Origin of the sequence: Streptomyces sp. NPDC060028, from assembly GCF_042736725.1 — a bacterium.
GTDB lineage: Bacteria > Actinomycetota > Actinomycetes > Streptomycetales > Streptomycetaceae > Streptomyces.
The window spans coordinates 22,936-46,069 of record NZ_JBHWVJ010000042.1 but is presented as its reverse complement, the minus strand read 5'-3'; the positions used below and the strand labels follow the sequence as shown (position 1 = coordinate 46,069).

Here is a 23,134-nt window from a genome sequence, read left to right as displayed (position 1 = left end):
CCCGGTGGCCGCTGTCGGTGGAGCGGATGCGGGCGCGCAGCCCTGTACCCGCGCCGCGGTGCCCGCAAGAAGAAGATCGGATTCTTTCCCGCAGCGGGCTGCCCCGCGCAGTGCGCGGGCGTACGCTGATCCCCCGAACCGGCCTGGGGGGTACCAGCCATGACGGACCGCCGGACCCGCATACGGCGCGCGATGTTGGAACGCGAGTCGGAACTCGCCACCGTGGACGAGGCCCTGGAACAGCTCACCGGTCCCGACGCCGACGGAGCCCTGCTGGCCTTCTCCGGGCCGGCCGGCCTCGGCAAGACCACCCTCCTCGCCGAAGTCCGCCGCCGCTCCCACGCCAAGGCCTGCACCGTCCTCGCCGCCCGCGGCGGCGAACAGGAGCAGAACCAGCCCTTCCACGTCGCCCGCCAGCTCATCCAGCCCCAACTGGCCGGCGCCACCGACGAGGAACTGCGCGCCGTCCTCGGCAGCTGGTACTCCATCGTCGGCCCCGCCCTCGGCCTGTGCGCCCCCGAACAGGGCGCCCCGCCCGACCCCCAGGGCCTGCGCGACGGACTCGACTGGGTCCTGACCCACCTCATCGTGCAGCGCGCCCCCGTCGCCCTCGTCCTCGACGACGCCCACTGGGCCGACCCCGAATCCCTCGGCTGGCTCGCCGCCTTCGCCCCGCGCGCCGAACACCTCCCGCTGCTCCTCGTCGTCGCCTACCGCCCCGACGAACTGCCCGCGCACGCCGAGGCCTTCCGTACGCTGCCCGGCCGCGCCGGACACCGCCCGCTGAGCCTGGCGCCGCTCACCGAGGACGCCGTCCGCACCCTGGTCCGCGAGGCCGTCGGCGAGCACGCCGACGCCGCCTTCTGCCGGGAGGCCTGGGCCGTCACCACCGGCAACCCCTTCGAAACCGTCGAACTCACCGCGAAAGTACGGGACAAGGGGCTCGCGCCCACCTCGGCCAGCGCCCCGCTGCTGCGCGACCTCGCCGCCGCCCAGCGCGGCAGCGGCCTCGTCGCCCGCCTCCACAGCCTGGGCCCCTCCACCGTCCGCCTCGCCTGGGCCTGCGCCGTGCTCGGCACCGCCATCCCGCAGGACCTCGCCGCCCGGGTCGCGGGGCTCACCGCCGAGGAGGCGGTCGTCGCCACCGCACGGCTGCGCGACGCCCGCATCCTGTCCGGACCCGGTGAACCGGCCCAGGACGGCCTGGAGTTCGTACACCCCCTCATCGCCACCGGCATCCACCGGGCCATCCCCGACGCCCTGCGGGTCGCCCTGCACGGAAACGCCGCCGCTGCCGTCATCGACGCCGGACTCGGCCCCTCCGCGGCCGCCCGGCACCTGCTGGAGACCCACCCCGAAAGCGACCCCTGGGTGGTACGGACCCTGCGCGAGGCCGCCGCCGAGAACCTGCGCGCCGGCGCCCCCGACGCCGCCCGCCGCCAACTCGCCCGCGCCCTGCGCGAACCACCGGACTTCGGCGAACGCGCCGCCGTGCTGTACGAGCTCGGCTGCGCCTCCCTGCTCACCGAGCCCGCCAACACCGTGAACCACCTGCGGGCCGCGCTCGCCGAACCCTTCGACGACCCCGCCCTGCGCCAGGGCATCGTGATCCGCCTCGCGCAGGTGCTCGCGCACAGCGACCGCCTCGCCGAGGCCTCGGAAGCGCTCGCCCGGGAGATCCCGCACACCCAGGACGTGCGCGCCCGACTCCGGCTCCAGTCCGAGCAGTTCATGTGGGACGCCTTCAACGCCGCCGAGCCCGACTCCCCGGCGCGCTCGCGGCGGCTGGCCAGGCTCGCCGACCGGCTGACCGGGCGCGACCTGACCGAGCGGTACGTCATCGGGCTGCGCGCCTGGGACGCCTGCCTGCGCGGGGAGCCGGTGGACGTGGTCCTGCACCACGCCCGCCGGGCGCTCGCCGCCGAGTTCGGCTGGGCGTACGAGGACCGGGGCTTCGAGGTCCCCGTACTGACCGCGATGGTGCACGTGTACGCTGACCGGCCCGGCCGGGCCGAGGAGCTGTTCGAGGCGGGCACCGCCGAGTTCGAGCGGCAGGGCTGGCGCGGGGCGCACCTGTCCTTCGCGTACAGCCTGCGCGCGTACATCCGCTACCGGCGCGGGCGCCTGGTGGAGGCCGAGGAGCTGGCCCGGGCGGGCCTGCGGCTCGCCGAGCGCGTCGGGCGGCGTACACCGGTGCACTGGTACGCCATAGCCATCCTGGTCACCACCTTGCTCGCGCGGGGCCGGGTGGACGAGGCGTGGGAACTGGCGCGGGAACACGAGTACCAGGAACCCTTCCCGGCGGCCGTCGTCTTCCCCGATTCGCAGACCGTGTACGCCGAACTGCTCCTGGCGCGCGGGCAGACGAAGGCCGCCGTCGCCGAACTCGACTCCGTCGAGCGCCGGTTGACCCGTCGCGGGATCCAGAACCCGTCCTGGTGCCCGTGGCAGCTGCACCAGGCGCGGGCACTGGCGGCCGACGACCCGGTGCGGGCGCGCACCCTGGCCGCCGACGCGGTCCGGCGGGCGCGGGCCTTCGGCGCCCCCTCGGGCATCGGCCAGGCGCTACGGGTCGCGGCGGAGGTCGCGCCCCCGCGAGACCGGGTGGCGCTGCTGACGGAGGCGGTGTCCCTGCTGTCCGCCTCACCCGCGGGGTACGAGCTCGCGCTCGCCCTGGCCGCGCTGGGCACCGAGCTGGGTGACACGGATCTGCTCACGCGGGCAGCAGTGACGGCGCGCGACTGCGGGGCCGACGGCCTGGAGCGCAGCGCGGTGGACGCCCTGCTCTCGCTGGGCGGCGGCGTACCGTGCGGGAGCACCTGGCAGGACGGGCTCACGGCACAGGAGGCGGGCCTGGCGCGGCAGGCGGCCGACGGCGACGCGGCGGTGTCCGGCCCGGAGCTGTCCTCGATCTGCCGCAAACTCGGCACGGACCGCACCGGCCTCCCCGAGGCGCTGGAGGCGTTCGCCCGTAGCCCAAGGTGATAGACCGCAGCGAGCCGGGGGCACGCTGACCCGCATGGACCACATGGCGCGGCTCGCCCGCTTCCGGACCGAGACGGTGGCGTTCGAGAAGGCGATCCAGCGGGCGCTCGCCGAAGCCGCGGGCGGGCCGGCGCCGCTCGTGCCGTCCTGCCCGGGGTGGTCGGTCGGCGACCTCGTGGCGCAACCCTGTACGGGCTCCCGGCCGACCCGGCGCAGCGGGCGGCCTGGCCGATGCCGGACCGGGCGCCGAACCTCGGGCCGGTGCCGCGGACGCTCACCGACTGGTTCGCGGAGGGCGCCCGCGATCTGGCGGGGCTGCTGGGTGAGCTGGGGCCACAGGCACCGGTGTGGACCTGGTCGGCGGAGCAGACCTCCGGTTTCTGGCTGCGGATGCAGCTGATCGAGCTGGCGGTGCACCGCCGCCCCGGCGCGGCGTGCGTGGGCCTCGGCCCCGGCGGGCTCGGGGGAGCGGTACCACCTCCGGCGGACGGACGGCCCCGGGTCCTGGACGGTGGTGTTCACCCCGGATGCGGTGCGGGCGGACCCCGACCGTGATCCCGACCCCGACCGTGATCCCGACCCCGACCCCGACCCCGACCCCGACCCCGACCCCGACCCCGACCGCGACCCCGACCGCGACCGTGACCCCGACCGTGACCGCGACCGCGACCGTGACCCCGGTCCCGACCGTGACCCCCGTCCGGCCTCCCCGAGGTCCGTGGAGGCCGCGGGCACCGCCTCGGACCTGTGCCTGTTCCTCTGGCACCGCATCCCGCCGACGGCCCTGAGGGTCCGGGGCGACGCGTCCCTCCTGCCCCACTGGTTCACCCTCGTCCCGCCCGTCTAGTCGCACGCCCACCGGCCGGTTGCGAGGGGTCAGGGGCCGGTAATGGCGGGGGGCCACGTACCATGGCGGCATGTCCTTCCTCCGCCGCCACCGCGCCGCCACACCCGCCGGCCCGGACTTCGACGTCCTGGCCATGGACCCGGGGGACTGGCCGGGCAATCTCGGGGCCGGGCTGCTGCCCGCGCCCGACGGCAGCTGTCAGGGTGTCTTCCTCCGCTACGACCTGTTCGGCGGACGCGGCCCCGCGATGATCATCGGCAACCTCCCCGAGGGCTCCCCGGCCCGCGACCTCTCCGAGGGCCAGGTGCCCTTCGAGGTGGCCCAGCTCCTCGACGCCCTCGAGAACGACGAGGACGTCGAGGTCACCGGCGGCGAGGACTGCCCCGTCATGCAGGGCGACAACCTCCTCATCGTCCGGAAGGTCAAGCTGTCCGAGTCCCGGATCTCCTGCGTCCAGTTCGACCGCAGCGACAACGTGCTCGTCACCATCGCCAGCTGGGACCGGCCGATCACCGATGATCTGTACGCGCTGCTGAAGCCGCTGCCCGCCGAGCTCTTCCAGCAGGGCTGAACCTCACTCCCGACACGTCACGCGTCCGCGATGTCGTTCGCCGCCACGTAGCCGAACGTCATCGCGGGGCCGATCGTCGATCCGGCCCCCGCGTAGCTGTGGCCCATCACCGCCGCGCTCGCGTTGCCCGCCGCCCACAGGCCCCGGATCACCGAGCCGTCGGCCCGCAGCGCCCGGGCCCGCGCGTCCGTCACGATGCCGCCCTTCGTGCCCAGGTCACCCGGCACGATCTTGAACGCGTAGAACGGCGGCGCCCAGATCGGGGCCAGGCACGAGTTCGGCGCCACCCCCGGGTCCGTGTAGTAGTGGTCGTACGCCGTGTCGCCCCGGTGGAAGTCGGGGTCGGTGCCGTTCCAGGCCTGCGCGTTGAACCGGCCCAGCGTCGCCCGCAGGGCGCCCGCCGGCACCCCGATCTGGCCCGCCAGCGCGTCCCAGGTCCACGCCTTCTTCGCCGCGCCCGCCTCGTACCAGGAGTCGGGGAAGACGATCGTCGGCAGGATGTCCTTGAACAGGTACTTGTTGCGGTAGTTCTGATCCACGATCAGCCAGGCCGGGATGTGCGAGCCGGCCGAGCCCCGGTCCTTCTCGTACATCACGTGCACCACATCGCTGTACGGTGCGGCCTCGTTGACGAACCGCGCGCCCGCACCGTTGACGATCAGGCCGCCGGGCAGGGTCCGCTCGGCCAGGCAGAAGTACGGCTCTCCCGGCAGCGGGATCGACGGACCCCACCACGCGTCCTCCATCAACGCCACCGCCGCACCCGCGCGTTGGCCGGCCCGGATGCCGTCCCCCGTGTTCTCCTTCGCGCCCACCGACCACTGGGTGCCGATCGGCTGCTGCTGGTACTGGGCCCGCATCTCGGCGTTGTGCTCGAAGCCGCCCGAACCGATGACGACACCCTTGCGGGCCCGTACGACACCCCGTACGCCCTGCTTCTCCACCACGACGCCCGTGACCGCGCCGCCCTCCTGGACCAGGTCCACGAGCGGGCTGTTCAGCCACACCGGAACCCCGGCCCGCATCAGCCCGGCACGCAGCCCCGCCGCCAGGGCCTGGCCCATCGTCAGCGGTTTCTGCCCGCACAGTGCGGCCTGCGTGCCGCGGGCCAGGCATTCGGTGGACACCGCGAGCCCCTTGGCGTTGACGGCCGCGAGGTTGAGCCACTTGTAGTCCTGGCTGAACACCACCATCCCGGCCGGCACCGGCATGTACGCCGGGTTCAGGCGGGCGAGTTCGGCGCCGAGGATGTTGCCGTCGATCTGGTCCGGCTCGATGGAGCGGCCGCCCGGCAGCCCGCCGGGCAGGTTCGGGTAGTAGTCGCTGTACCCGTCCATGAACCGGAACCGCAGCGGACTGCCGGCCATCACCAAGTCCAGCATCCGCGGCCCGTTGGCGAGGAAGGCCGCCTGCCGGTCCGCCGGTACGCCGGGGCCCACGACGGCCGAGAGGTACGTCGCCGCCTTCGCGGGGGTGTCGGGCACCCCCGCGGCCAGGATCACCGAGTTGTTCGGCAGCCAGATCCCGGCGCCCGAGCGGGCGGCCGATCCGCCGAAGGTCGGGGCCTTCTCGACCACGAGCACGCTCAGGCCCCGCTTGGCGGCAGTGAGCGCGGCGGTCATCCCGGAGGCCCCGGAACCCACCACGACGACGTCGTACTCGCCGAGCGGGGCTCCGTCGGCGGCGCGCGCGACGGCGGACGGCAGGACGGTGGCGGCCAGCACCCCGGCCCCCGCCCCGGCGAGGACCGTCCGCCGGGAGGGGAGTTCGCTGAGGTCGTCGCCGTCGGGGTGCGGGGCGGATCCGGCAGTGGAGGCGGGGCTCGCGGTCATGGGCAGGCTCCAGCGGAGAGGGAGGAAAGGGGATGGCCGGTGTTCTGATGCCGAGTCAGAAAAGGTGTTCGGGGGATCATGTGAAGTCAAGGCATACGCACCGGTTGTGAACGCGCCCGCCGCCCCGGCCCCGACGCAAGAAATCCCGTGGCCCACGCACCAGGTGCGGGAACCACGGGATTTCGCCTGCCGGAGTCAGCGCGTGCCCACGGCCGCGCGTACCGCTCTACGGGCCATGCCCGCGTCGTCGTGCAGGCGGCGCAGCAGCAGCCGCTGCTCCTCACCGGAGGACAGCGCGCCCGACGGCAGCGGCTGGGTCGGGGCGGTCGCCAGCATCGAACGCTGCACCGCCGTCTCGGACATCCGGATCTCCCGGGTCAGCACCAGCATCAGGTTGACCAGGAAGGCGTCCCGTGCGGCCGGCCCGGCCGCCTGGGCCAGGCGGCTGATCTGCGCACGGGCGGCCGGGGCATCTCCCAGTACCGTCCACAGGGTGGCCAGGTCGTAGCCCGGCAGGTACCACCCGGCGTGCTCCCAGTCGAGCAGCACCGGCCCGGCCGGGGACAGCAGCAGGTTCGACAGCAGCGCGTCGCCGTGGTTGAACTGCCACGGGGTGCCGGACAGCTTCACACCGTGCAGCAGCTTCTGCAGGTCACCGAGGTCCCGGTCGGTCAGCAGCCCCAGCTCGTAGTCCCGGGCGATCCGCCGACCGTAGTTCAGCGGCCGCCCGAACAGCTCCTCCGCCGGCCGCCAGCCGTTCACCTGGCGCACCGCGCCCAGCGCCGCCCGCAGATCGGCCCGCGGCGGGGCCTCCACAGGGTGCCGCTGCAGCGCCGCGACCCGGCCCGCCATCCGCTCGACCACCAGCGTGCAGTTCTCGGGGTCGGCGGCGATCAGCCGCGGCACCCGGACCGGCGGGCGGTGCCGGACGAACGCCCGGTACGTAGCTATTTCGTGCCGGTACCGCTCGCGCCACTCGGGCGAGTGGTCCAGTAAAACCTTCGCGACGGCGGTCATCCGCCCGGTCGTTCCCACCAACAGCACCGAGCGGCCGCTGCGCCGCAGCACCTGGACGGGCGCGAACTCCGGGCAGATCCGCTGTACCGAGGCGAGCGCGGTGCGCAACTGCGCCCCCTGCGGCCCCGACAGGTCGATTCTTCCGCTGGGCGGCTGCGTTCCGGTACCCGGCATCCGCCGCGCCCGTACGGCGCCCGGCGCCGCTGCCGCGGGGCGGCCGGGTTCGAGGTAGGCGCCGCCGCCCGCCTGAAGCGTGCGGTGCGGCCGGACCGGGGCGGACACGGAGGTCGTTGCTGCGTACATGGCTTTACGGATCCCTTCGTGCGCCGACGAGTTGCGTACGCCGCCCCGCCGGATCCCGTGCTTCACCCTGGGGAGTTCCGCCGGTGACCGGGTCGGGGAGGCGCATTCCTACCTGACACCCGGCCGTGGGTGGCGGACCATCGAGCGGACCCTGGCGAACCCTGGCGAATAGTCGCTCGGCATCTGACGGGGGGCTACTGTCAACTCAGCCGAGAACCTGGGGGCTTGACGTGAGCAAAGGACCAAACACCCGTCTGAACGACTTGTTCGGCCTGGCCGGCTGGTCGAAGGGCGAACTGGCGAGGATGGTCAACCGGCAGGCGGCCTCCATGGGCCACCACCAACTGGCCACCGACACCTCGCGGGTGCGGCGCTGGATCGACATGGGGGAGACCCCGCGCGAACCGGTGCCCACGGTACTGGCAGCACTGTTCACCGAGCGGCTCGGTCGTGTCGTGACCATCGAGGACCTCGGGTTCGTACGGCAGCGGCGCACCTCCAAAAGGCAGCCGGACGGGGCGAAGGAGAACCCCGACGGAATGCCCTGGGCGCCCGAACGCACAGCCGCGGTCCTCACCGAATTCACGGGAATGGACCTCATGCTCAACCGTCGCGGCCTGATGGGCGCGGGCGCCGCGCTCACCGCCGGCTCAGCCCTCAGCAATGCCATGTACGACTGGCTCCACACCGACCCCACCCCCACCGGCGAGGCCCGGCGCTTCGGCGATTCCTTCCAGGCCGACCCCGCCGCCTACGACCGCTACGAGGCAGCGCCGATCGGCTCCCAGGAGATCGAAGCGCTGGAGCACTCGGTGGAGGTCTTCCGCGCCTGGGACGCCTCCAGAGGCGGCGGACTCCAGCGCAAAGCCGTGGTCGGGCAGCTCAACGAGGTCGGCGGCATGCTGGCGTACCACCACCCCGACCACCTCCAGAGCAGGCTGTGGGGGGTGGCGGCCAACCTCGCGGTGCTGGCCGGCTGGATGTCCCACGACGTCGGCCTGGAGCCGACGGCGCAGAAGTACTTCGTCATCGCCGCGCACGCGGCCCGCGAGGGCGGCGACCGGCCGCGCGCCGGGGAGGCGCTCTCCCGGGCCGCCCGCCAGATGGTCCACCTGGGCAAACCGCACGAGGCCCTGGACCTGATGAAGCTGGCGAGGTCCGGCTCCGGCGAGCAGACCCTGCCCCGGACCCGCGCCATGCTGCACACCATCGAAGCCTGGGCGCAGGCCGCGCTGGGCAAGGGCCAGGCCATGCGCCGGACCCTGGGGGAGGCGGAGGACCTGTTCGTGTCGGACAAGGGGGACGTGCCGCCGCCGTCCTGGATGCAGCACTTCGACGAGGCCGACCTGCACGGCATGCAGGCGCTGGCCTTCCGTACCCTCGCCGACCACGACGCCTCGGCCGCGCCGATCGCCCAGAGGCACGCGAAGGAGGCCCTGAGGCTGCGCGCGAACGGGCACCAGCGCTCGCAGATCTTCGACTACATCTCGATGGCGTCGGCCTGCTTCATCGCGGATGATCCCGAGCAGGCCGACCGCTACGCCCGCCTCGCCCTGGTGTCGATGAACGAGACCTCCTCGCACCGGACATGGGACCGGCTGCGCGAGATGTACCGGCTCACCGGCCAGTACGCGGGCTGCGCGCGCGTCGAGGACCTGCGCGAGGAGATCAAGGTGGTCCTCCCGACCGGCCCGGCGGCGCCGCGCCCCGTATAGGGGACGGCTCGTACGGGTCCGCATCGGCAACCGCACGGAGACGAGCAAGGCCGCGCCTTCCGGCGCGGCCCCAGAAGTACCGAACGGCGGCAGCGGCAGCGGCAGCCGCGAGCCGGGTCCTATGCGCCGATCCGGGCCACCAGCACGCAGGCGTCGTCCTCACGCTCTCCCTCGCCGAACTCCCCGATCACCAGGCGCACGCACTCCTGCGCCGACCGCGCCGCCGAGAACCGCGGCGCGAGCGCCAGCAGCCGCTCGGTCCCGTCCGCCCGGCTGAACTCGATGCTGCGCGGGGTCAGTCCGTCCGTGTGCAGCACGAGCACGTCGCCCACCTCGAGCCGTTCCTCGGCCTGCCCGTACGTTGCCCCGGAGGTCGCCCCCAGCAGCACGCCCTCCGGAGGCAGCAGCGACCTGCCGGTGCCGCGGCGGAAGAGGAGCGGGGCCGGGTGGCCCGCCTGCGCCCAGGACAGAACCCGGCGCGCGGGATCGTAGCGACAGCAAACAGCCGACCCCAGGGCCGGCTGTACGGAGGTCTCCAGCAGCTGGTTGAGCCAGCCCATCAGCGGGCCGGGCTCGATGCCGGCCATGGCCATCCCGCGCAGGGCGCCGAGCATCATCGCCATCCCGGAGGTGGCGGTCACCCCGTGGCCCGTCAGGTCGCCGACCGTCAGCATCGACTGTCCGTCGGGGAGGTGGAGTGCGTCGTACCAGTCCCCGCCGATCAGCGCGCTGGTCGCGGAGGGCAGGTAGTGCGCGGCCACGTCCAGCGCGCCGCTGCTGTCGTGCGGGAACCGCAGGGAGCCGCGCCACGGGGGGAGCACGGCTTCCTGCAGCTCGACCGCCAGCCGGCGCTCGGTCTGCGCGATCTCCCGCCGGCGCTGCAGCGAGTCACGGGACTCGCGCACCGCCCGCTGGCTCCGGCGCAGCTCACTCACGTCCCGCAGTACGGCCCACATGGAGGCCGTGCAGCCGTCGGAGTCGAGTACCGGCTCGCCCCTCATGTGCAGCGTCCGGACCCGGCCGTCGGCCCGGACGATGCGGAACTCGCCGTCTATCGGCTTGCCGTCCACCAGACACGCGGTGACCATCGCGGTCAGCAGCGGCTGGTCTTCGGAGAAGAGGGTCGACCCCAGTTCGTCGAGGGGGAGCGCGCCCGCCTCCGGGGAGCGCCCGAAGATCTGGAAGAGCTCGTCGGACCAGCTGACCTCGTCGGTCAGCAGGTTCCACTCGGCGCTGCCGACCCGCGTCTGCTGTGCCTCGGCGCCGGACTCGGGCGCGGCCTGCGGGAGTTCGACGGTCTCGGGCGCCGGCGGCAGGCCCTCCTTGAGCTGGCCGAGGTGCTCGCCCAGGTCGTCGAGGTGGTGGACGGCGAGATCGCACAGTGCGCGCTGCCAGCGGCCCTGGGCGTCGTCGTCGTCCACGACGGTGTCGCGGCGGACCGCGTCCACTTCTCCCCGGAGTCTGCGGGTCTGGGAGATCAGCGCGTCCACCGACCCCGGCTCGGGCGGCTGCGCGGGACGGTCCGCGAACAGGTGGGACGGCATGAGAACTCCGATACAGGCGCGGCACGGCCAAGTCTGAAGGAAGGACCGGTAACGACTGTTGCACAGGCAGCGAGGGCCTGTAAGGCGTTTGGCAACATCCGTAGCGTCCTTGCTCCGGGCATATGTCAAAGGCCTCCCGGCCCTCCCCGGCCGTACGAATGTTTCCGGCCAGGCCGACACGCCCCGCACGCCCCTTGTCGCGCCGGGGCTCGACACGCTTGTGGAAACCCTCCCGGCGCCGCCCGGGAGCCATACGCACGCACGGCCGGAAACCGGCCCCGGGGTGGCGGGCGCTCGCTCGTACGGCCGAGGTGTACGAGACGTGTGTCCCCTTCCACTTGCGTGAGAGCCGGATCAACACGACGGTTCCGAAGCCCCCCGAACGAAGGACTCCGCCACCGCCTTCCAAAGACCACGCGCCGATGGCTACCCTACGTGTCGGTAACTGGTTGGGGGAGGTCCGCGCGGGCGGACCCGCGCAGGGTGGGGACACACAGACATGACCGGGCAGAGCCGCCGCTCCTTCCTCACCTACCTCGTCGCGGCGCCGACCCTCGCCCTCGTCACCCGGGCCGGGGCCGACGCCCTCGCCCCCCCAGGCCGCCCACGCCGCGATCCCGACCCTGCCCGCCATCGCCGACCTGGTGGACCTGGGCGACCTGTTCATCCTGGCGGGCGCGCCCACCTCCGCCCTGCTCGCGCTCGCCGTCGAGGCCGACGGCACCATCCGCTTCCGGCTGCCCCGCGAGGAGGTCGGCCAGGGCCTCACCACGGCCGTCGCGATGCTCGTCGCGGAGGAGCTGGACGCCCCGCTCGATCGCGTACGCGTGGAACTCGACGACGCCCGACCCGAGTTGCTGTTCAACCAGCTCACCGGCTCCTCCAACTCCATACGCTCCCTCTACGGTCCGGTCCGGCAGACCGCCGCCACCGCCCGGGCCCGCCTGGTCGCGGCCGCCGCCCGTCGCTGGGGCCTCTCGGCGGGCGCCCTGACCACCGCCGGCGGAGCCGTCCGCGCCCCCGACGGCCGCACCGCGGACTACGGCTCCCTCGCCGCGGCCGCCGCCGACCCGGCGCTCGTCGTCCTCGGCGCCACCCCCAAACAGCCGGCGAAGCACGCCCTCGTCGGCAAGCCGACCAGCAGGATCGACGCCCGCGCCATGGTCACCGGCGCCCAGCGCTACACCCTCGACCTCGACGTCCCCGGGGCCAAGCCCTGCGTGGTGCGCCGCCCGCCCTCGCTCGGCGGCAGCGTCCGCTCCGTCGAGAACCTCGCCGCGGTCCGCGCCATGCCCGGCGTCCTGCACGTGGTCACCATCCCGACCGGGGTCGCCGTCGTCGCCGAGACCTTCGGCCAGGCCCTCGACGCGAAGGCGGCCCTCCAGGTCACCTGGGGCCCCGGCCCCGCGGACCGGCTCTCCGACGCCGAGATCCGTACGAAGCTGCGCGCCGCGACCCCGCCGCTGCTGGTGCCGCCGCTGCTCACCCCGTACGTGGACGCCGAGTTCGACTTCGCCTTCGTCAGCCACGCCCCGATGGAGACCAACTCGGCGGTCGCCGACGTACGCGAGGACCGCGCCGAGATCTGGTCCGGGCTCAAGTCCCCGATCGTGGCCCGGGAGACCATCGCCGCCGATCTCGGGCTGCCCCTCGACAAGGTCACCGTGCACGTGGTCCAGGCCGGCGGCTCCTTCGGGCGGCGGCTCTTCTTCGACGCCGCCCTGGAGGCCGCCCGCGTCTCCAAGGCCTGCCGCCGCCCGGTCCGGCTGATGTGGACCCGTGTGGACGACACCCGGCACGGCCGGATGCGCCCCGCCACCCACCACAAGATCCGCGCCACCTACGCGCTCGGCGAGGTGCTGAGCTTCGAGCACCGGGTCGCCGCCGCCGAGACCGACTTCCGGCACGGGCTCGGCGAGATCATCACCGCCACCGCCGCGAGTCTCCCGCTCGGCATCGGCAACGCCACCCTCGCCCAGACGCTGTTCCTCACCACCATCAAGTCCCCGTACAACTTCGGGCTCACCACCCAGCTGCTCTCCGAGGTGCCGACCGGCATCCCCACCGGCTCCTGGCGCTCCGTGTACTCCGCCAACACCCGGGGCGCCGAGGAGATCGTGGTCGACGAGCTCGCGGCGCGGACCGGCAAGGACCCGTATGCCTTCCGGCGGGCCTTCCTGAAGACCAACGCGCAGCGGGCGGTGCTCGACAAGGTGGCCACGGAGGGGGAGTGGGGTCGGACCCTGCCGGCCGGCTGCGCGCAGGGCATCGCCTTCCACGAGGAGTACAAGTCCCGCACCGCCTGCCTGGTCGAGATCGACACCCGGGACCCGGAGCACGTCCGCGTCACGAAGGCGGTCATCGCGGTGGACGTCGGCCTGCCCGTCAACCCGCGCGGACTGGAGGCCCAGATGATCGGCGGCCTGACCGACGCCATCTCCACCACCCTGCGGGCCGGGCTGCACCTGGACAAGGGGCTGCCGCTGGAAGGCAGTTACAGCCAGTTCCACTGGGCGAAGCAGCGGGACACCCCGCGCGAGGTCAAGGTCTTCGTGCTCCCGGCCACCGGCACCGAGCCGGGCGGCGCGGGCGAACTGGGGCTCCCCGCCGCCGTGGGCGCCATCGCCAACGCCTGGGCCCGGGCCACCGGATCCAAGCCGCGCAGCTTCCCCCTCGACTTCGACGTCGACTTCACCCCCTACCCGCGCTAACCGCTGGAGTTCGCCGTGCCCTCGCACACCTTCACCGTCAACGGGCAGAGCGTCACCGTGGACGCGCCCGACAACCTGCCCCTGCTGTGGGTGCTCCGCGACATGCTGGGCGTCACCGGCCCCAAGTACGGCTGCGGGGTGGACGTCTGCAAAGCCTGCACCAGCCACCTCGACGGCACGGACGTCCGCCCGTGCGTGGTGCCCGTCTCCGCGTGCGCCGGGAAGTCGGTGACCACCATCGAAGGCCTGGCGAACGGGGACGATCTGCACCCGGTGCAGGAAGCCTGGCTCGAACAGGACGTCTCCCAGTGCGGTTTCTGCCAGCCCGGCCAGATCATGGCCGCCGTCGCCCTGCTCAAGCGGACCAGCGAGCCCACCGACGCGGACATCGACGCCATCGCCAACATCTGCCGCTGCGGGACCTACTTCCGCATCCGTGAGGCCATCCGCAGCGCCGCCGCCAAGATGTGAGCCGCGGTCGGGGGCGTCGCGGCGGCGCGTGGGCAAGGCGGCAGGGTCCCGGTACTTCCCCCGTGCTCCGTCGAAACGGCCGGCGCCGGGGCCCCGCCGCTCAGGGTCAAACCTACGCACCCGACAGCCTGTTGGCAGGATTCGCCCTGCCCAGTGAGCCGGCGAGACGGGTTTCACAGCGCACAGTGTGCGGCGGGTGGTTGAATGCGGCGCTGCCCCGCGCCGAAGGGAACATCCCATTCCGCACAGCCCCACCCCGCCGCCCGCGTCCGCGCCCTGGTCCCGGTCCGACGACATCCTCCGGCTGCACCGCCTCGCCCACACCGGTGGTTCGGCGGCGCTGCTGGAGTGGCTCGCCGCCCGGATCGGCGGCTGGACCGCGGTGCTCGACACCGCGCAGCCGCGGGGTCCGGAGCTCGCGGTGCGCGCGGCCGCCGAACTGTCGGCCCGCGGCGCACGGTCGGCCGTGCTGCGGGACACCGGCTCGGCCGCGCTGCTGTTCGCGCTGGACGGGGGCCGCGCGCTGGCCGCCGTGGTGGAACTGCCGCACCACCCGGGGGTGCCCGCGCTGCTCGCGGACGCCGCCGTACCGCTGGCCCTGGTGCTGGGCGCGGAGGAGGCCGGGCGGCGCGAGGCGCGGGCGGGGCTCGCCGAATCGCGGGCCCGCGAGGCCGTGCTGCACCTGATGATGAACGGCCGGCTCTCCACCGCCCGGCAGATCGCCGAGACGCTCGGGCCCTCGCTGCCCGACCCGATGCGGATGTACGTCGTCGAGTGCCGGACCGGACAGCGGGCCGCGGTCACCCGGCTGTTCGAGGAGCTGACGGGCGGGCGGGCCTGGATCGTGCGGTGCCCGGTCTACGTCCGCCACCTCATCGTGCTGGTGCCGACCGATCTGGTCGCGACCTCGGCCGGACACGATCCCCTCGCCGAGGCGCTGGTGGGGGTGGCCCCCGACTGCGTGGTGGGGGTCAGCGCGGAGAGCTGCCTGCGTCAGGCGCCCGGTGCCTACACCCAGGCCTTCCACGCGCTGGCCGTCGCGCGCGGCCGCTGCCGCCGCCACGCCCGCTTCGGGGCGGCCCCCGAACTGGAGCTGGCCGCGCACGAGGCCGGGGCCGGCTGGGCCGAGGCGCTGCTCGCGCCCCTGTACGCGTACGAGCCCCGGCGGCCCCAGGACCCCGGCCCGCAGGAGCTTCGGGCCACCGCCCACGCCTGGCTGAACTTCACCTCGCACGCCACCCGGCTGTTGAAGATCCACCGCAACACCCTGGCCACCCGGCTCCGCCTGGTCGAAACGGTCCTCGGCCTCGACCTCGGGCGCCTGGCCGACCAGGCGACCCTCTCGCTCGCGCTGCGCCTGACCCCGGGCGAGCCGGGAGCCGCCGGGCCGGCGGCCGCGGGCGCGCTGGACGGCGTACTGCGCGATCCCGCGCTCGTGGCGTGGGCCCGCGCCCATCTGGCGCCGCTGGCCGGGCCGGACGCGCCGCCGGGTGCGCGCGAGACCGTACGGGCCTGGCTGGAGCACGACGCGCACCTGGCCCCGACGGCCGCCGCCCTCGGCATCTCGGTGCCCGGGACCCGCAAGCGGCTGAGCCGGATCGAGGCCTTGCTGGAGCGCTCGCTCCTGCAGTCGCCGAGCGCCCGCCACGACCTGTGGCTGGCCCACCGGGCCGAGGAACTCGGCGGAGTGACACAGGCGGCATAGGCCCTGGATTCGCGACAAAATGGACGATCATGCCTGAATGAGGCGCATCAATCTGAAACGCGTGCTGGTAGGTGAACCGCTCGACACCGCCCGGCTGGGCGAGACCCTGTTGCCCAAACGGCTCGCGCTCCCGATCTTCTGCAGCGACCCGCTCTCCTCCGTGGCCTACGCCACCGAGGAGATCCTGCTGATCCTGGCTCTCGGCGGCGTCGCGCTCCTGCACCTCGCCTGGTACGCGGCCGCCGCCATCGTCTTCCTGCTGGTGGTGGTCGTCGCCTCGTACCGGCAGACCTGCCACGCCTATCCCGGCGGCGGCGGCGCCTACATCGTCAGCTCCAAGAACCTCGGCGAGACTGCCGCGCTGACCGCCGCGAGCGCACTGCTCGTCGACTACGTCATGACCGTCGCCGTCTCCGTGGTCTCCGGCGTCGCCGCCATCACCTCCGCCATCCCCGCCCTCACGGACCACGCAGTCGGCATGTCGGTGGGCTTCGTGGTGCTGCTCACCCTGGTGAACCTGCGCGGCGTACGGGAGTCGGGGCGGCTCTTCGCGATCCCTACCTACGGCTTCGTCCTCGTCATCTACCTGATGTTCGCCGTCGCCGCCGTCCGCATGGCGACCGGGGACTCCATCCGCTCCGAGTCCGCCGACCTGCCGATCACCGCGGCCGGAACCTACACCGGACTCGCGCTGGTGCTGCTCGCGCTGCGCGCCTTCGCCTCCGGCTGCACGGCGCTGACCGGCGTCGAGGCCATCAGCAACGGCGTACCCGCCTTCCAGAAGCCCAAGAGCAGGAACGCGGCGACCACACTGGCCGTGATGGGCGCCCTGGCGGTCACCATGTTCAGCGGGATCACCATCCTCGCCATGGTCTACGAGGTGCACGTGGCCGCGAGCCCGACCGAGCTGGGCCTGCCCCCCGGTACGCCCACCTCCACCGCCCTCGCGCAGATCGGCCGCGCCACCTTCGGCAGCTGGCACTTCCTCTTCTACCTGCTCCAGGCCGTCACCGCGAGCGTGCTCGTACTCGCCGCGAACACCGCCTTCAACGGCTTCCCGATGCTCGCCTCGATCCTGGCCAAGGACCGGTTCGCGCCGCGCCAACTCTTCAACCGCGGCGACCGGCTCGTCTACTCCAACGGCGTCGTGCTGCTGGCGCTCGCCGCCATCGCCCTCATCGTCGCCTTCGACGCGGAGCTGACCCGCCTCATCCAGCTCTACATCATCGGCGTCTTCGTCTCCTTCACCCTCTCCCAGGCGGGCATGGTCCGGCACTGGAAGCAGGAACTCGACTCGCCCGACACCCCGGCCGCCGAGCGGATCCACATCCACCACAGGCGCGCCATCAACGCCGTCGGCGCGATCATGACCTCCGTGGTCCTGGTCATCGTCCTGATCACCAAGTTCACGCACGGCGCCTGGCTGGTCGTGATCGCGATGCCACTGCTGTTCCTCGGCATGAAGGGCGTCCGCCGGCACTACGACGCCGTCTCCCGGCAGGTGGCCGTCGCGCCCGGGGTCAAACCGCGCAAGCCCTCCCGCCACCACGTCGTCGTCCTCGTCTCCTCCGTCCACGCGCCCACGCTCAAGGCCCTCGGCTACGCGCAGGGCCTGCGGCCGGACACGCTGACCGCCCTCTCGGTCGCCGCCGACGAGGCGGACGCGGAGCGGCTGCGCGAGGCCTGGGCGGAACACGACCCGGGGGTCGCGCTGAAGGTGCTGCACTCCCCGTACCGCGAGGTGGTCGGGCCGGTGCTCGCGTACGTCCAGGAGCAGGCGGCCGCCGAGGGCACGGACATGCTGTCGGTGGTCATCCCGGAGTACGTGGTGGGCCACTGGTGGGAGCAGCCCCTGCACAACCAGAACGCGTTCCGGCTGAAGGCGAGGCTGCTGTTCACCCCGGGAGTCGCGGTGATCGACGTCCCGTACCTGCTGGAGTCGGCGCGGGCCGGGGAGCCGGGGGAGCCTGTGGCGGCCTCCGGGGCGGCGGCTGCGGAGCACTAGCCCGCTGCTGGACGACCGCGGTGTGGGCCAGCGCCAGCTCCACCACGTGCACGGGGTCGGAGAGCGTGCGGCCGGTGAGGTGCTCCAGGCGGCGCAGCCGGTTGGAGACGGTGTTGCGGTGGCAGTACAGCCGCTGGGCGGCGTACGTCGTCGAGCCGTGGCAGGCCAGCCAGGTGCCAAGGGTGGTCAGCAGCACCAGACGCTCCGCCGCCGGCAGGGCCAGCACCGGACCCAGCACCACCTGGCGCAGCCGGCCCGCGAGTTCGGCCTCGGCCGCGACCAGGGCGGCCGGCAGCCGCTCGTCCAGCAGGACGGTGGCAGGCCCGTCGGGCGCGGGGGCGCTGCGCAGGGCCAGTACGGCCAGCCGGCGCGCCGGGGCCAGTTCCGGCGGCGTCCGGACCACGGGGCTCACGCCGGCGCGTACGCCGAGGGGCGCGAGCAGCTCCCGTACTGATTCCAGCGGATGGTGGCCCAGCTCCACCAGGCCGCTCTCCCCGTCGGCGCGGATCCGCCAGAGGATGCGCGGGGCGTCGCAAGGGGCGCCGGGCGAAGTGCCTGCGTCGCCCGGCCCGTGGTCGCCGGGGCCCAGGACCACGACCGCGAAGCGGCCGCGCTCCGGCAGCCCGAGCCGGGCCGCCGCGTCCGCCGCGTCCGTGGCGGAGCCGTCGAGCAGCGCGTCGAGCAGGGCCGCGCGGCGCTCCCGCTCGGCGTCCCGGTGCACGGCCTCGGCCCGGCGGTACGACTCGGCGGCCGCGTCCGTCAGCTGGTCCAGTACGTCCCACAGCGCGGCCGCGCCCGGCAGCAGCCCGGGCAGCGCCGCCGGATCGTGGGCGGCGACGGCCTCGGTCAGGGTCTGCCACAGCAGTCTGCCGCCGAGCCGGTAGGCGCGCAGCAGCGAAGCCAGCGGCAGCCCCTGCCCGGCGCGCAGCGAGCCGGTGGCGCGGGCGTCGGCGAGCCCGGGAGGCAGGCAGCGCGGGCCCCGTGCCAGAGCCTCGACGACCTGGCTCAGGGTCATGTGGAACCGCTCGCGCAGCTCGGCCCGGCCGAGCAGGGCGGCGTACGCGGCATCCTCGGCCAGCGTCCGGTCGGCGAGCCGGTCCGCCGTCAGGGCGATCCGGCGGGACAGGTCCTCGCGTATCTCCTCGACGATCCGCTCCATGACGGGCAGGGTGGCACGGGGGAGGGCGCGGTGGGGAGGGCGGAGGCGTTCCGCTTCCGCTAGCGTGTCCGAAGCACTGCACGTGCAGTGCTCACGATGTCGTGCAGTCCACACCGTCAGGAACCCGCCCATGCGCCAGAATCCGGAGCGCCGCGCCGCGCTGCTCGACGCCGCCATCGAAGTACTGGCACGCGAGGGCTCGCGGGGGCTGACGCTGCGCGCGGTGGACGCCGACGCGGGAGTGCCGACCGGCACCTCCTCCAACTACTTCGCCAACCGCGCCCAGCTGCTCGTACAGATCCTGCACCGCACCCGCGAACGGCTCGTCCCCGATCCGGCCGACCTGGCCGGCCCGCTGGACACCAAGGTGCTCCTCGGCCAGCTCGTGCGGCGCATGCGGCGCGAGCGCAGCGTGCACATCGCCATGCTGGAGCTGCGCCTGGAAGCCACTCGCCGACCCGAACTCCAGGCGGAGCTGTCCGGGTTCCAGGGAGCCGAGCTGGAGGCGAACATCGCCTGGCACCTGGAGAACGGGCTGCCCGGGGACCGGCAGGGCGTGGTGCTGATCTACCTGGCGATGCTGGGGCTGATCGTGGACGACCTGACGGCGCCCGCCCTGCTGGAGCCCCACCCGGTGGAGGGGCTCATTGAAGCGATGGTCGAGCGCCTCCTCCCGGAGCGCCCCGCCGACTGACTATCGTGCCGGAGGGGGAGTACCGGCACGATTGCACGGGAGGGGACCGTGGAGATGGCGGACATCGCCGGGGGCGGCATCCAATGGCTGGCGGACTGGGACGGCTGGTACGTCAGCCTGACCTTCGCCCGGGGCATAGGCCCCGACGAACTCGCGGCGCGGCTCGGCGCGATACCCGGCATCCGCCCCGGGCCGCTGGGCGCGATGGACGCGTGGAGCATGGTCACCGAGACGGTGGACGGAGACGGCGTGGCCCGCGTGGGCAGCTGGGGCGGCTGGTCCTTCGCCGTCGAACACGGCATGCCGGCCGGGGCGGAACGGCTGGCCGACGTCTCCCGCTCGGGCGTCGAGGCCGTCCACCTCGACCCGCAACCGGACCATCCGCCCAAGCAGTTCGCGTACGCCCGCAACGGCGAACTCGTCTGCTGCTTCGGCTTCGGCGAGGAGTGCTGGCGCGGCGGCCACCAGCCGGACTTCCTCCTGCCGGAGCTGGTCGCGGCCAAGATCCTCGCTCCGGACGGTGCCCACGCCCGCCCCGACGACGACGAACCGGACGAGGACCGCGACCGCCGCACCCTCGGCGTCCTCGAACACCGCTTCGGCCTCCGCCTGCCGCGCCACCTCATCGAGGAGACCCCGCTCCCGGCGTTCGTGACCTGCACCCGGTAACACCCGTATGCGTGGGCGGGCGCGAGTCGTCCACGCGGTGCCCGCCCCCCCCGGCGGATGGGGTCACCGGAGCGGCGTGCGGTGATCTTATGCTCAGGTTTACGCGAGTCAGCTTGGTTTTGCGGCGGGTGAGCGACTTTGATGGGTTTGCCAGGCTTCGTACTTGAGCAGGGGGACCACTCATGGGCAGCGACCACAGTCAGGACCACACCCACAAGGACACCAACCCCACCCTGATCGGCTCCGTGCAGCGGGCGCTGCGCCTCGTGGAGGCGATGTACGCGGAGGGCGGTGCGACGGCCAAGCGGCTCTCCCGGATCACCGGCATCCCCTTGCCCACCGTCTACCACCTGCTCCGCACCCTCAGCCATGAGGGATACGTCCAGCGGGAGGGCGGTGCGTTCCGGCTCGCGGACGATCTTCCGCTCGCTTCGTGATCAAATTCCGACGGGTTCCGGCCAAGCTGTCACGTGCTACCGCGCATGTTCCAGCGGAAAATGCCAGAACGCCCTTTCGCACTGCGGAACTTGAGTAAGTTCCCTCCTGTCGCGCCGTACGACTGTGCACCACGCACGGTCCGGCCGGGAGGGGAGCCTGCGTGCCCGGGATCGACGAATGCCTGCTCGAAGCCATGGCCCTGCCAGGGGCGCGGGGGGCCGCGCTCGTCGACTGGAGCAGCGGACTGGCCCTCGGCACCGCGGGGGACTCGCCTGTGGGCGACCACGAGACCACCGCCGCCGAGACCGCCGAGCTGGCCCGGGCGGCCGCCGAGTACGAGTCCTTCGCCCCGGCGGAGGGGCCGGCGAGCGGTGACGGGGCGGCGGGAGCCGGGGCGGGGCTGCCCGTCGAGGACCTGATCGTCACCACCCGCACCGGCTACCACGTGCTCCGCTTCGTCGAGACGAGCTTCGACAGCAGCGTCTTCCTGCACCTGTGGCTCGACCGCGCGGACGGCAACCTCGCCCTGGCCCGGCACAGACTCCGCACGCTGGCCGAAGGGCTGGTGCTCAGATGATCGGCGCCGGACCCGACCGCGGCGCCGGACCTGACCGCGGAACCGGATTCGATCGCGGAACCGGCCCTGACCGCGGAACCGGATTCGATCGCGGAACCGGCGCTGACCGCCGAACGGGACCCGACCGCCGAACCGGACCCGGCCCCGGTGCCGTCGCCGTCTCCCCCCTCCTCACCCGGCTCGCCGCCGAGCGCGCCACCGGAGCCCTGCTCCGCGACCGCGGCACCCTCTTCCTGGAGGACGGGCGCGTCGTACACGCGGAGAGCCCGGCCACCCCGGGCCTCGACGTCCTGCTGACCACCGGCGGCGGCCTCGCCCCCGAGCGCTGGCGGGAGGCCGTCGATCAGGCCGGCGCCCGGCGCCAGGTCGCCCGCTTCCTCGTCGACAGCGGCGGCATGGCCGGCGGCGAGCTGGAGATCTGCCATCTCGCCGCGATCTTCGACGCCGCCTTCTTCGCACTCTCCCCGGGCAGCGGCCCCTCCCGGTTCCGCCGCGGTGCCACCCACTGGATCGGCTCCGTCCGCTCGGTGCCGGCGGCCGCCGTCGAGCGCGAGACCAGGCGCCGCCGGGAACTGCTCGACGCCGTCTGGCCGTACCCGCTGCTGGACACCGCCCCGGTGGTGCCCCGGGCCGCCGCCCCCGGCCAGACGGTGACCGCCCGACAGCGGATCCTGCTCGGGCGGGCGGACGGCGTACGGACACCGGCGGACCTCGCGTGGGTGCTGGGCCGGCCGGCCTTCCACACCCTGCTCGACGTACGGCGCCTCGCGGCGGCGGGGCTCGTCGAGACCCCGCACGAGCCGGCCGCGGCGCCCGCCGAAACACCACTGCCCGACTGGATGACCCAGACCCAATCCCCGGACGTGGCGCTGCTCCGCCGGTTACGCGACGCACTGGAGGCAAGCCTGTGAGGCTCCCGCTGCGACCGGCCCTGCGCGCCGACCGCTCCGAGCGGAGGCAGCCCGAAAGGAGAAAGGCCGACATGAGTACGGTGCCCGCCGAAGCGGAGGCCGAGATACTCGCCGAGCTCCGGCGGCTGCGGGCCCGCGTCCCCCAGCTGACGGGCGCCCTCGCCGCGAGCGCCGACGGGCTGGTGCTCGCGCAGGACAGCGCCGCCGCCGAGGCCGAGTCGGTCGCCGCCCTCACCGCGGCCGCCCTCGGAGTGGCGCAGCGGCTCAGCGACAGCACCGGGCAGGGCGGTTTCCGCGAACTGCTGGTGCGCGGCGAGCTCGGCTACGTCGCCACCTACGCGGCGGGCGAAGCGGCCGTCCTCACGCTGATCGCGGAGCCCCGCGTCAACGTCGGCCGCCTGCACCTGGAGGCCCGGCGCTCCAGCCTGCGGATATCCGAGCTCATAGACCTCACCCTCGGGCGGCGTACCTCCGCGGCCCCGCAGGGCTGAGCCCGTACCCGACCGCTCACCGCATCGGCACCGATCGTCCGCACGTAAACCCCAAACCACTGCGAACACCATAAACAGGACAGCAACACCAGGAAAGAAGGAGTCACTCATGGCCAACGTGGAGACCGCGCTCAAGGAAGCCACCACCACCATCGACGGCGCGATCGGCGCCGCCCTGGTCGACTACGGCAGCGGCATGGCCCTCGGGACCGTCGGCGGCGGCAAGGAGCTCGACCTCACGGTCGCCGCCGCGGGCAACACGGACGTGGTGCGCGCCAAGGTCCGCACGATGGAGATGCTCGGCCTCAACGACGACATCGAGGACATCCTGATCACCCTCGGCAATCAGTACCACCTGATCCGGCTGCTGAAGGGCCGCGGGGCCGCGGGCTTCTTCCTCTACCTCGCGCTCGACAAGAAGAGGGCCAATCTGGCGATGGCGCGGCACCAACTGGCCAAGATCGAGGCCGACCTGGAGATCTGATCCGA

At 73.4% G+C, this 23,134-nt stretch carries 20 protein-coding genes; 16 read left to right on the top strand and 4 right to left on the bottom strand.

From position 1 onward, the window contains the following. Positions 1 to 192 precede the first annotated feature (192 nt). The 4 genes from ACFWBF_RS21620 to ACFWBF_RS21605 all read left to right on the top strand — a co-directional run bounded on the left by ACFWBF_RS21620 (position 193) and on the right by ACFWBF_RS21605 (position 4,403). Complete coding sequence (locus tag ACFWBF_RS21620; RefSeq protein WP_385604184.1) at positions 193 to 2,985, top strand: ATP-binding protein; 2,793 nt, start codon at positions 193 to 195, stop codon at positions 2,983 to 2,985. Between the two features lie 261 nt (positions 2,986 to 3,246). Next, a complete protein-coding gene (locus ACFWBF_RS21615) occupies positions 3,247 to 3,540 on the top strand; it encodes a maleylpyruvate isomerase N-terminal domain-containing protein (RefSeq protein ID WP_385604182.1) in 294 nt (97 codons plus the stop codon). Beyond that, positions 3,518 to 3,832, top strand: coding sequence for a hypothetical protein (locus ACFWBF_RS21610; protein ID WP_385604179.1), 315 nt, complete (start codon positions 3,518 to 3,520; stop codon positions 3,830 to 3,832). The genes ACFWBF_RS21615 and ACFWBF_RS21610 overlap by 23 nt, the downstream gene beginning before the upstream one ends. Positions 3,833 to 3,902: 70 nt before the next feature. After that, complete coding sequence (locus tag ACFWBF_RS21605) at positions 3,903 to 4,403, top strand: hypothetical protein (protein WP_385604176.1); 501 nt, start codon at positions 3,903 to 3,905, stop codon at positions 4,401 to 4,403. 17 nt (positions 4,404 to 4,420) lie between these two features. Here the strand turns inward: ACFWBF_RS21605 and kstD are convergent, their stop codons facing one another. Both kstD and ACFWBF_RS21595 read right to left on the bottom strand, forming a co-directional pair. Beyond that, a complete protein-coding gene (gene kstD / locus ACFWBF_RS21600; protein WP_385604173.1) occupies positions 4,421 to 6,235 on the bottom strand; it encodes a 3-oxosteroid 1-dehydrogenase in 1,815 nt (604 codons plus the stop codon). Between the two features lie 195 nt (positions 6,236 to 6,430). After that, complete coding sequence (locus tag ACFWBF_RS21595) at positions 6,431 to 7,555, bottom strand: aminoglycoside phosphotransferase family protein (protein WP_385604170.1); 1,125 nt, start codon at positions 7,553 to 7,555, stop codon at positions 6,431 to 6,433. Between the two features lie 230 nt (positions 7,556 to 7,785). Between ACFWBF_RS21595 and ACFWBF_RS21590 the strand changes: the two genes are divergently transcribed. After that, on the top strand, positions 7,786 to 9,270 hold the full coding sequence (locus tag ACFWBF_RS21590) for a hypothetical protein (RefSeq protein WP_385604168.1): 1,485 nt from the start codon (positions 7,786 to 7,788) through the stop codon (positions 9,268 to 9,270). Between the two features lie 119 nt (positions 9,271 to 9,389). On the opposite strand, the gene ACFWBF_RS21585 is transcribed toward ACFWBF_RS21590, so the two are convergent. Next, the gene (locus ACFWBF_RS21585) at positions 9,390 to 10,814 is read right to left on the bottom strand and encodes a PP2C family protein-serine/threonine phosphatase (protein WP_385604165.1); all 1,425 of its coding nucleotides are present in this window, start codon (positions 10,812 to 10,814) and stop codon (positions 9,390 to 9,392) included. Between the two features lie 644 nt (positions 10,815 to 11,458). Here ACFWBF_RS21585 and ACFWBF_RS21580 point away from each other — a divergent pair. The 4 genes from ACFWBF_RS21580 (at position 11,459) to ACFWBF_RS21565 (ending at position 17,706) form a co-directional block, all read left to right on the top strand. Further along, positions 11,459 to 13,525 (top strand): molybdopterin cofactor-binding domain-containing protein, encoded by a 2,067-nt coding sequence (locus ACFWBF_RS21580; RefSeq protein ID WP_385604162.1) that lies wholly within the window; start codon positions 11,459 to 11,461, stop codon positions 13,523 to 13,525. 15 nt (positions 13,526 to 13,540) lie between these two features. Further along, on the top strand, positions 13,541 to 13,996 hold the full coding sequence (locus ACFWBF_RS21575) for a (2Fe-2S)-binding protein (protein WP_385604159.1): 456 nt from the start codon (positions 13,541 to 13,543) through the stop codon (positions 13,994 to 13,996). 196 nt (positions 13,997 to 14,192) lie between these two features. After that, entirely contained in the window at positions 14,193 to 15,701 is a 1,509-nt protein-coding gene (locus ACFWBF_RS21570; RefSeq protein ID WP_385604156.1) for a helix-turn-helix domain-containing protein, read from the top strand. A 37-nt stretch (positions 15,702 to 15,738) separates the two neighbouring features. Further along, positions 15,739 to 17,706 (top strand): APC family permease, encoded by a 1,968-nt coding sequence (locus tag ACFWBF_RS21565; RefSeq protein ID WP_385604153.1) that lies wholly within the window; start codon positions 15,739 to 15,741, stop codon positions 17,704 to 17,706. Here ACFWBF_RS21565 and ACFWBF_RS21560 read toward each other — a convergent pair. Beyond that, positions 17,597 to 18,865: a PucR family transcriptional regulator gene (locus tag ACFWBF_RS21560; protein ID WP_385604151.1), complete on the bottom strand. Its 1,269-nt coding sequence runs from the start codon at positions 18,863 to 18,865 to the stop codon at positions 17,597 to 17,599. The two genes, ACFWBF_RS21565 and ACFWBF_RS21560, sit on opposite strands and share 110 nt — an antisense overlap. Before the next feature lie 130 nt (positions 18,866 to 18,995). Here ACFWBF_RS21560 and ACFWBF_RS21555 point away from each other — a divergent pair, with 130 nt between their 5' ends. The 7 genes from ACFWBF_RS21555 to ACFWBF_RS21525 all read left to right on the top strand — a co-directional run bounded on the left by ACFWBF_RS21555 (position 18,996) and on the right by ACFWBF_RS21525 (position 23,129). After that, positions 18,996 to 19,559 carry a TetR/AcrR family transcriptional regulator gene (locus tag ACFWBF_RS21555; RefSeq protein WP_385604149.1) on the top strand — a complete coding sequence of 188 codons (564 nt, stop codon included), beginning with the start codon at positions 18,996 to 18,998 and terminating at the stop codon, positions 19,557 to 19,559. A 54-nt stretch (positions 19,560 to 19,613) separates the two neighbouring features. After that, positions 19,614 to 20,228 (top strand): DUF6461 domain-containing protein, encoded by a 615-nt coding sequence (locus ACFWBF_RS21550; RefSeq protein WP_385604237.1) that lies wholly within the window; start codon positions 19,614 to 19,616, stop codon positions 20,226 to 20,228. 182 nt (positions 20,229 to 20,410) lie between these two features. After that, complete coding sequence (locus ACFWBF_RS21545) at positions 20,411 to 20,665, top strand: helix-turn-helix domain-containing protein (RefSeq protein ID WP_385604146.1); 255 nt, start codon at positions 20,411 to 20,413, stop codon at positions 20,663 to 20,665. A 161-nt stretch (positions 20,666 to 20,826) separates the two neighbouring features. After that, positions 20,827 to 21,243, top strand: a complete 417-nt coding sequence (locus tag ACFWBF_RS21540) for a hypothetical protein (RefSeq protein ID WP_385223527.1) — start codon at positions 20,827 to 20,829, stop codon at positions 21,241 to 21,243. Next, positions 21,240 to 22,154, top strand: coding sequence for a transcriptional regulator (locus tag ACFWBF_RS21535; RefSeq protein ID WP_385604143.1), 915 nt, complete (start codon positions 21,240 to 21,242; stop codon positions 22,152 to 22,154). Before ACFWBF_RS21540 ends, ACFWBF_RS21535 begins: the two co-directional genes overlap by 4 nt. A 71-nt stretch (positions 22,155 to 22,225) precedes the next feature. Next, the gene (locus ACFWBF_RS21530) at positions 22,226 to 22,645 is read left to right on the top strand and encodes a roadblock/LC7 domain-containing protein (protein WP_385604140.1); all 420 of its coding nucleotides are present in this window, start codon (positions 22,226 to 22,228) and stop codon (positions 22,643 to 22,645) included. A 109-nt stretch (positions 22,646 to 22,754) separates the two neighbouring features. Next, on the top strand, positions 22,755 to 23,129 hold the full coding sequence (locus ACFWBF_RS21525; protein WP_385604137.1) for a hypothetical protein: 375 nt from the start codon (positions 22,755 to 22,757) through the stop codon (positions 23,127 to 23,129). Positions 23,130 to 23,134 lie beyond the last annotated feature (5 nt).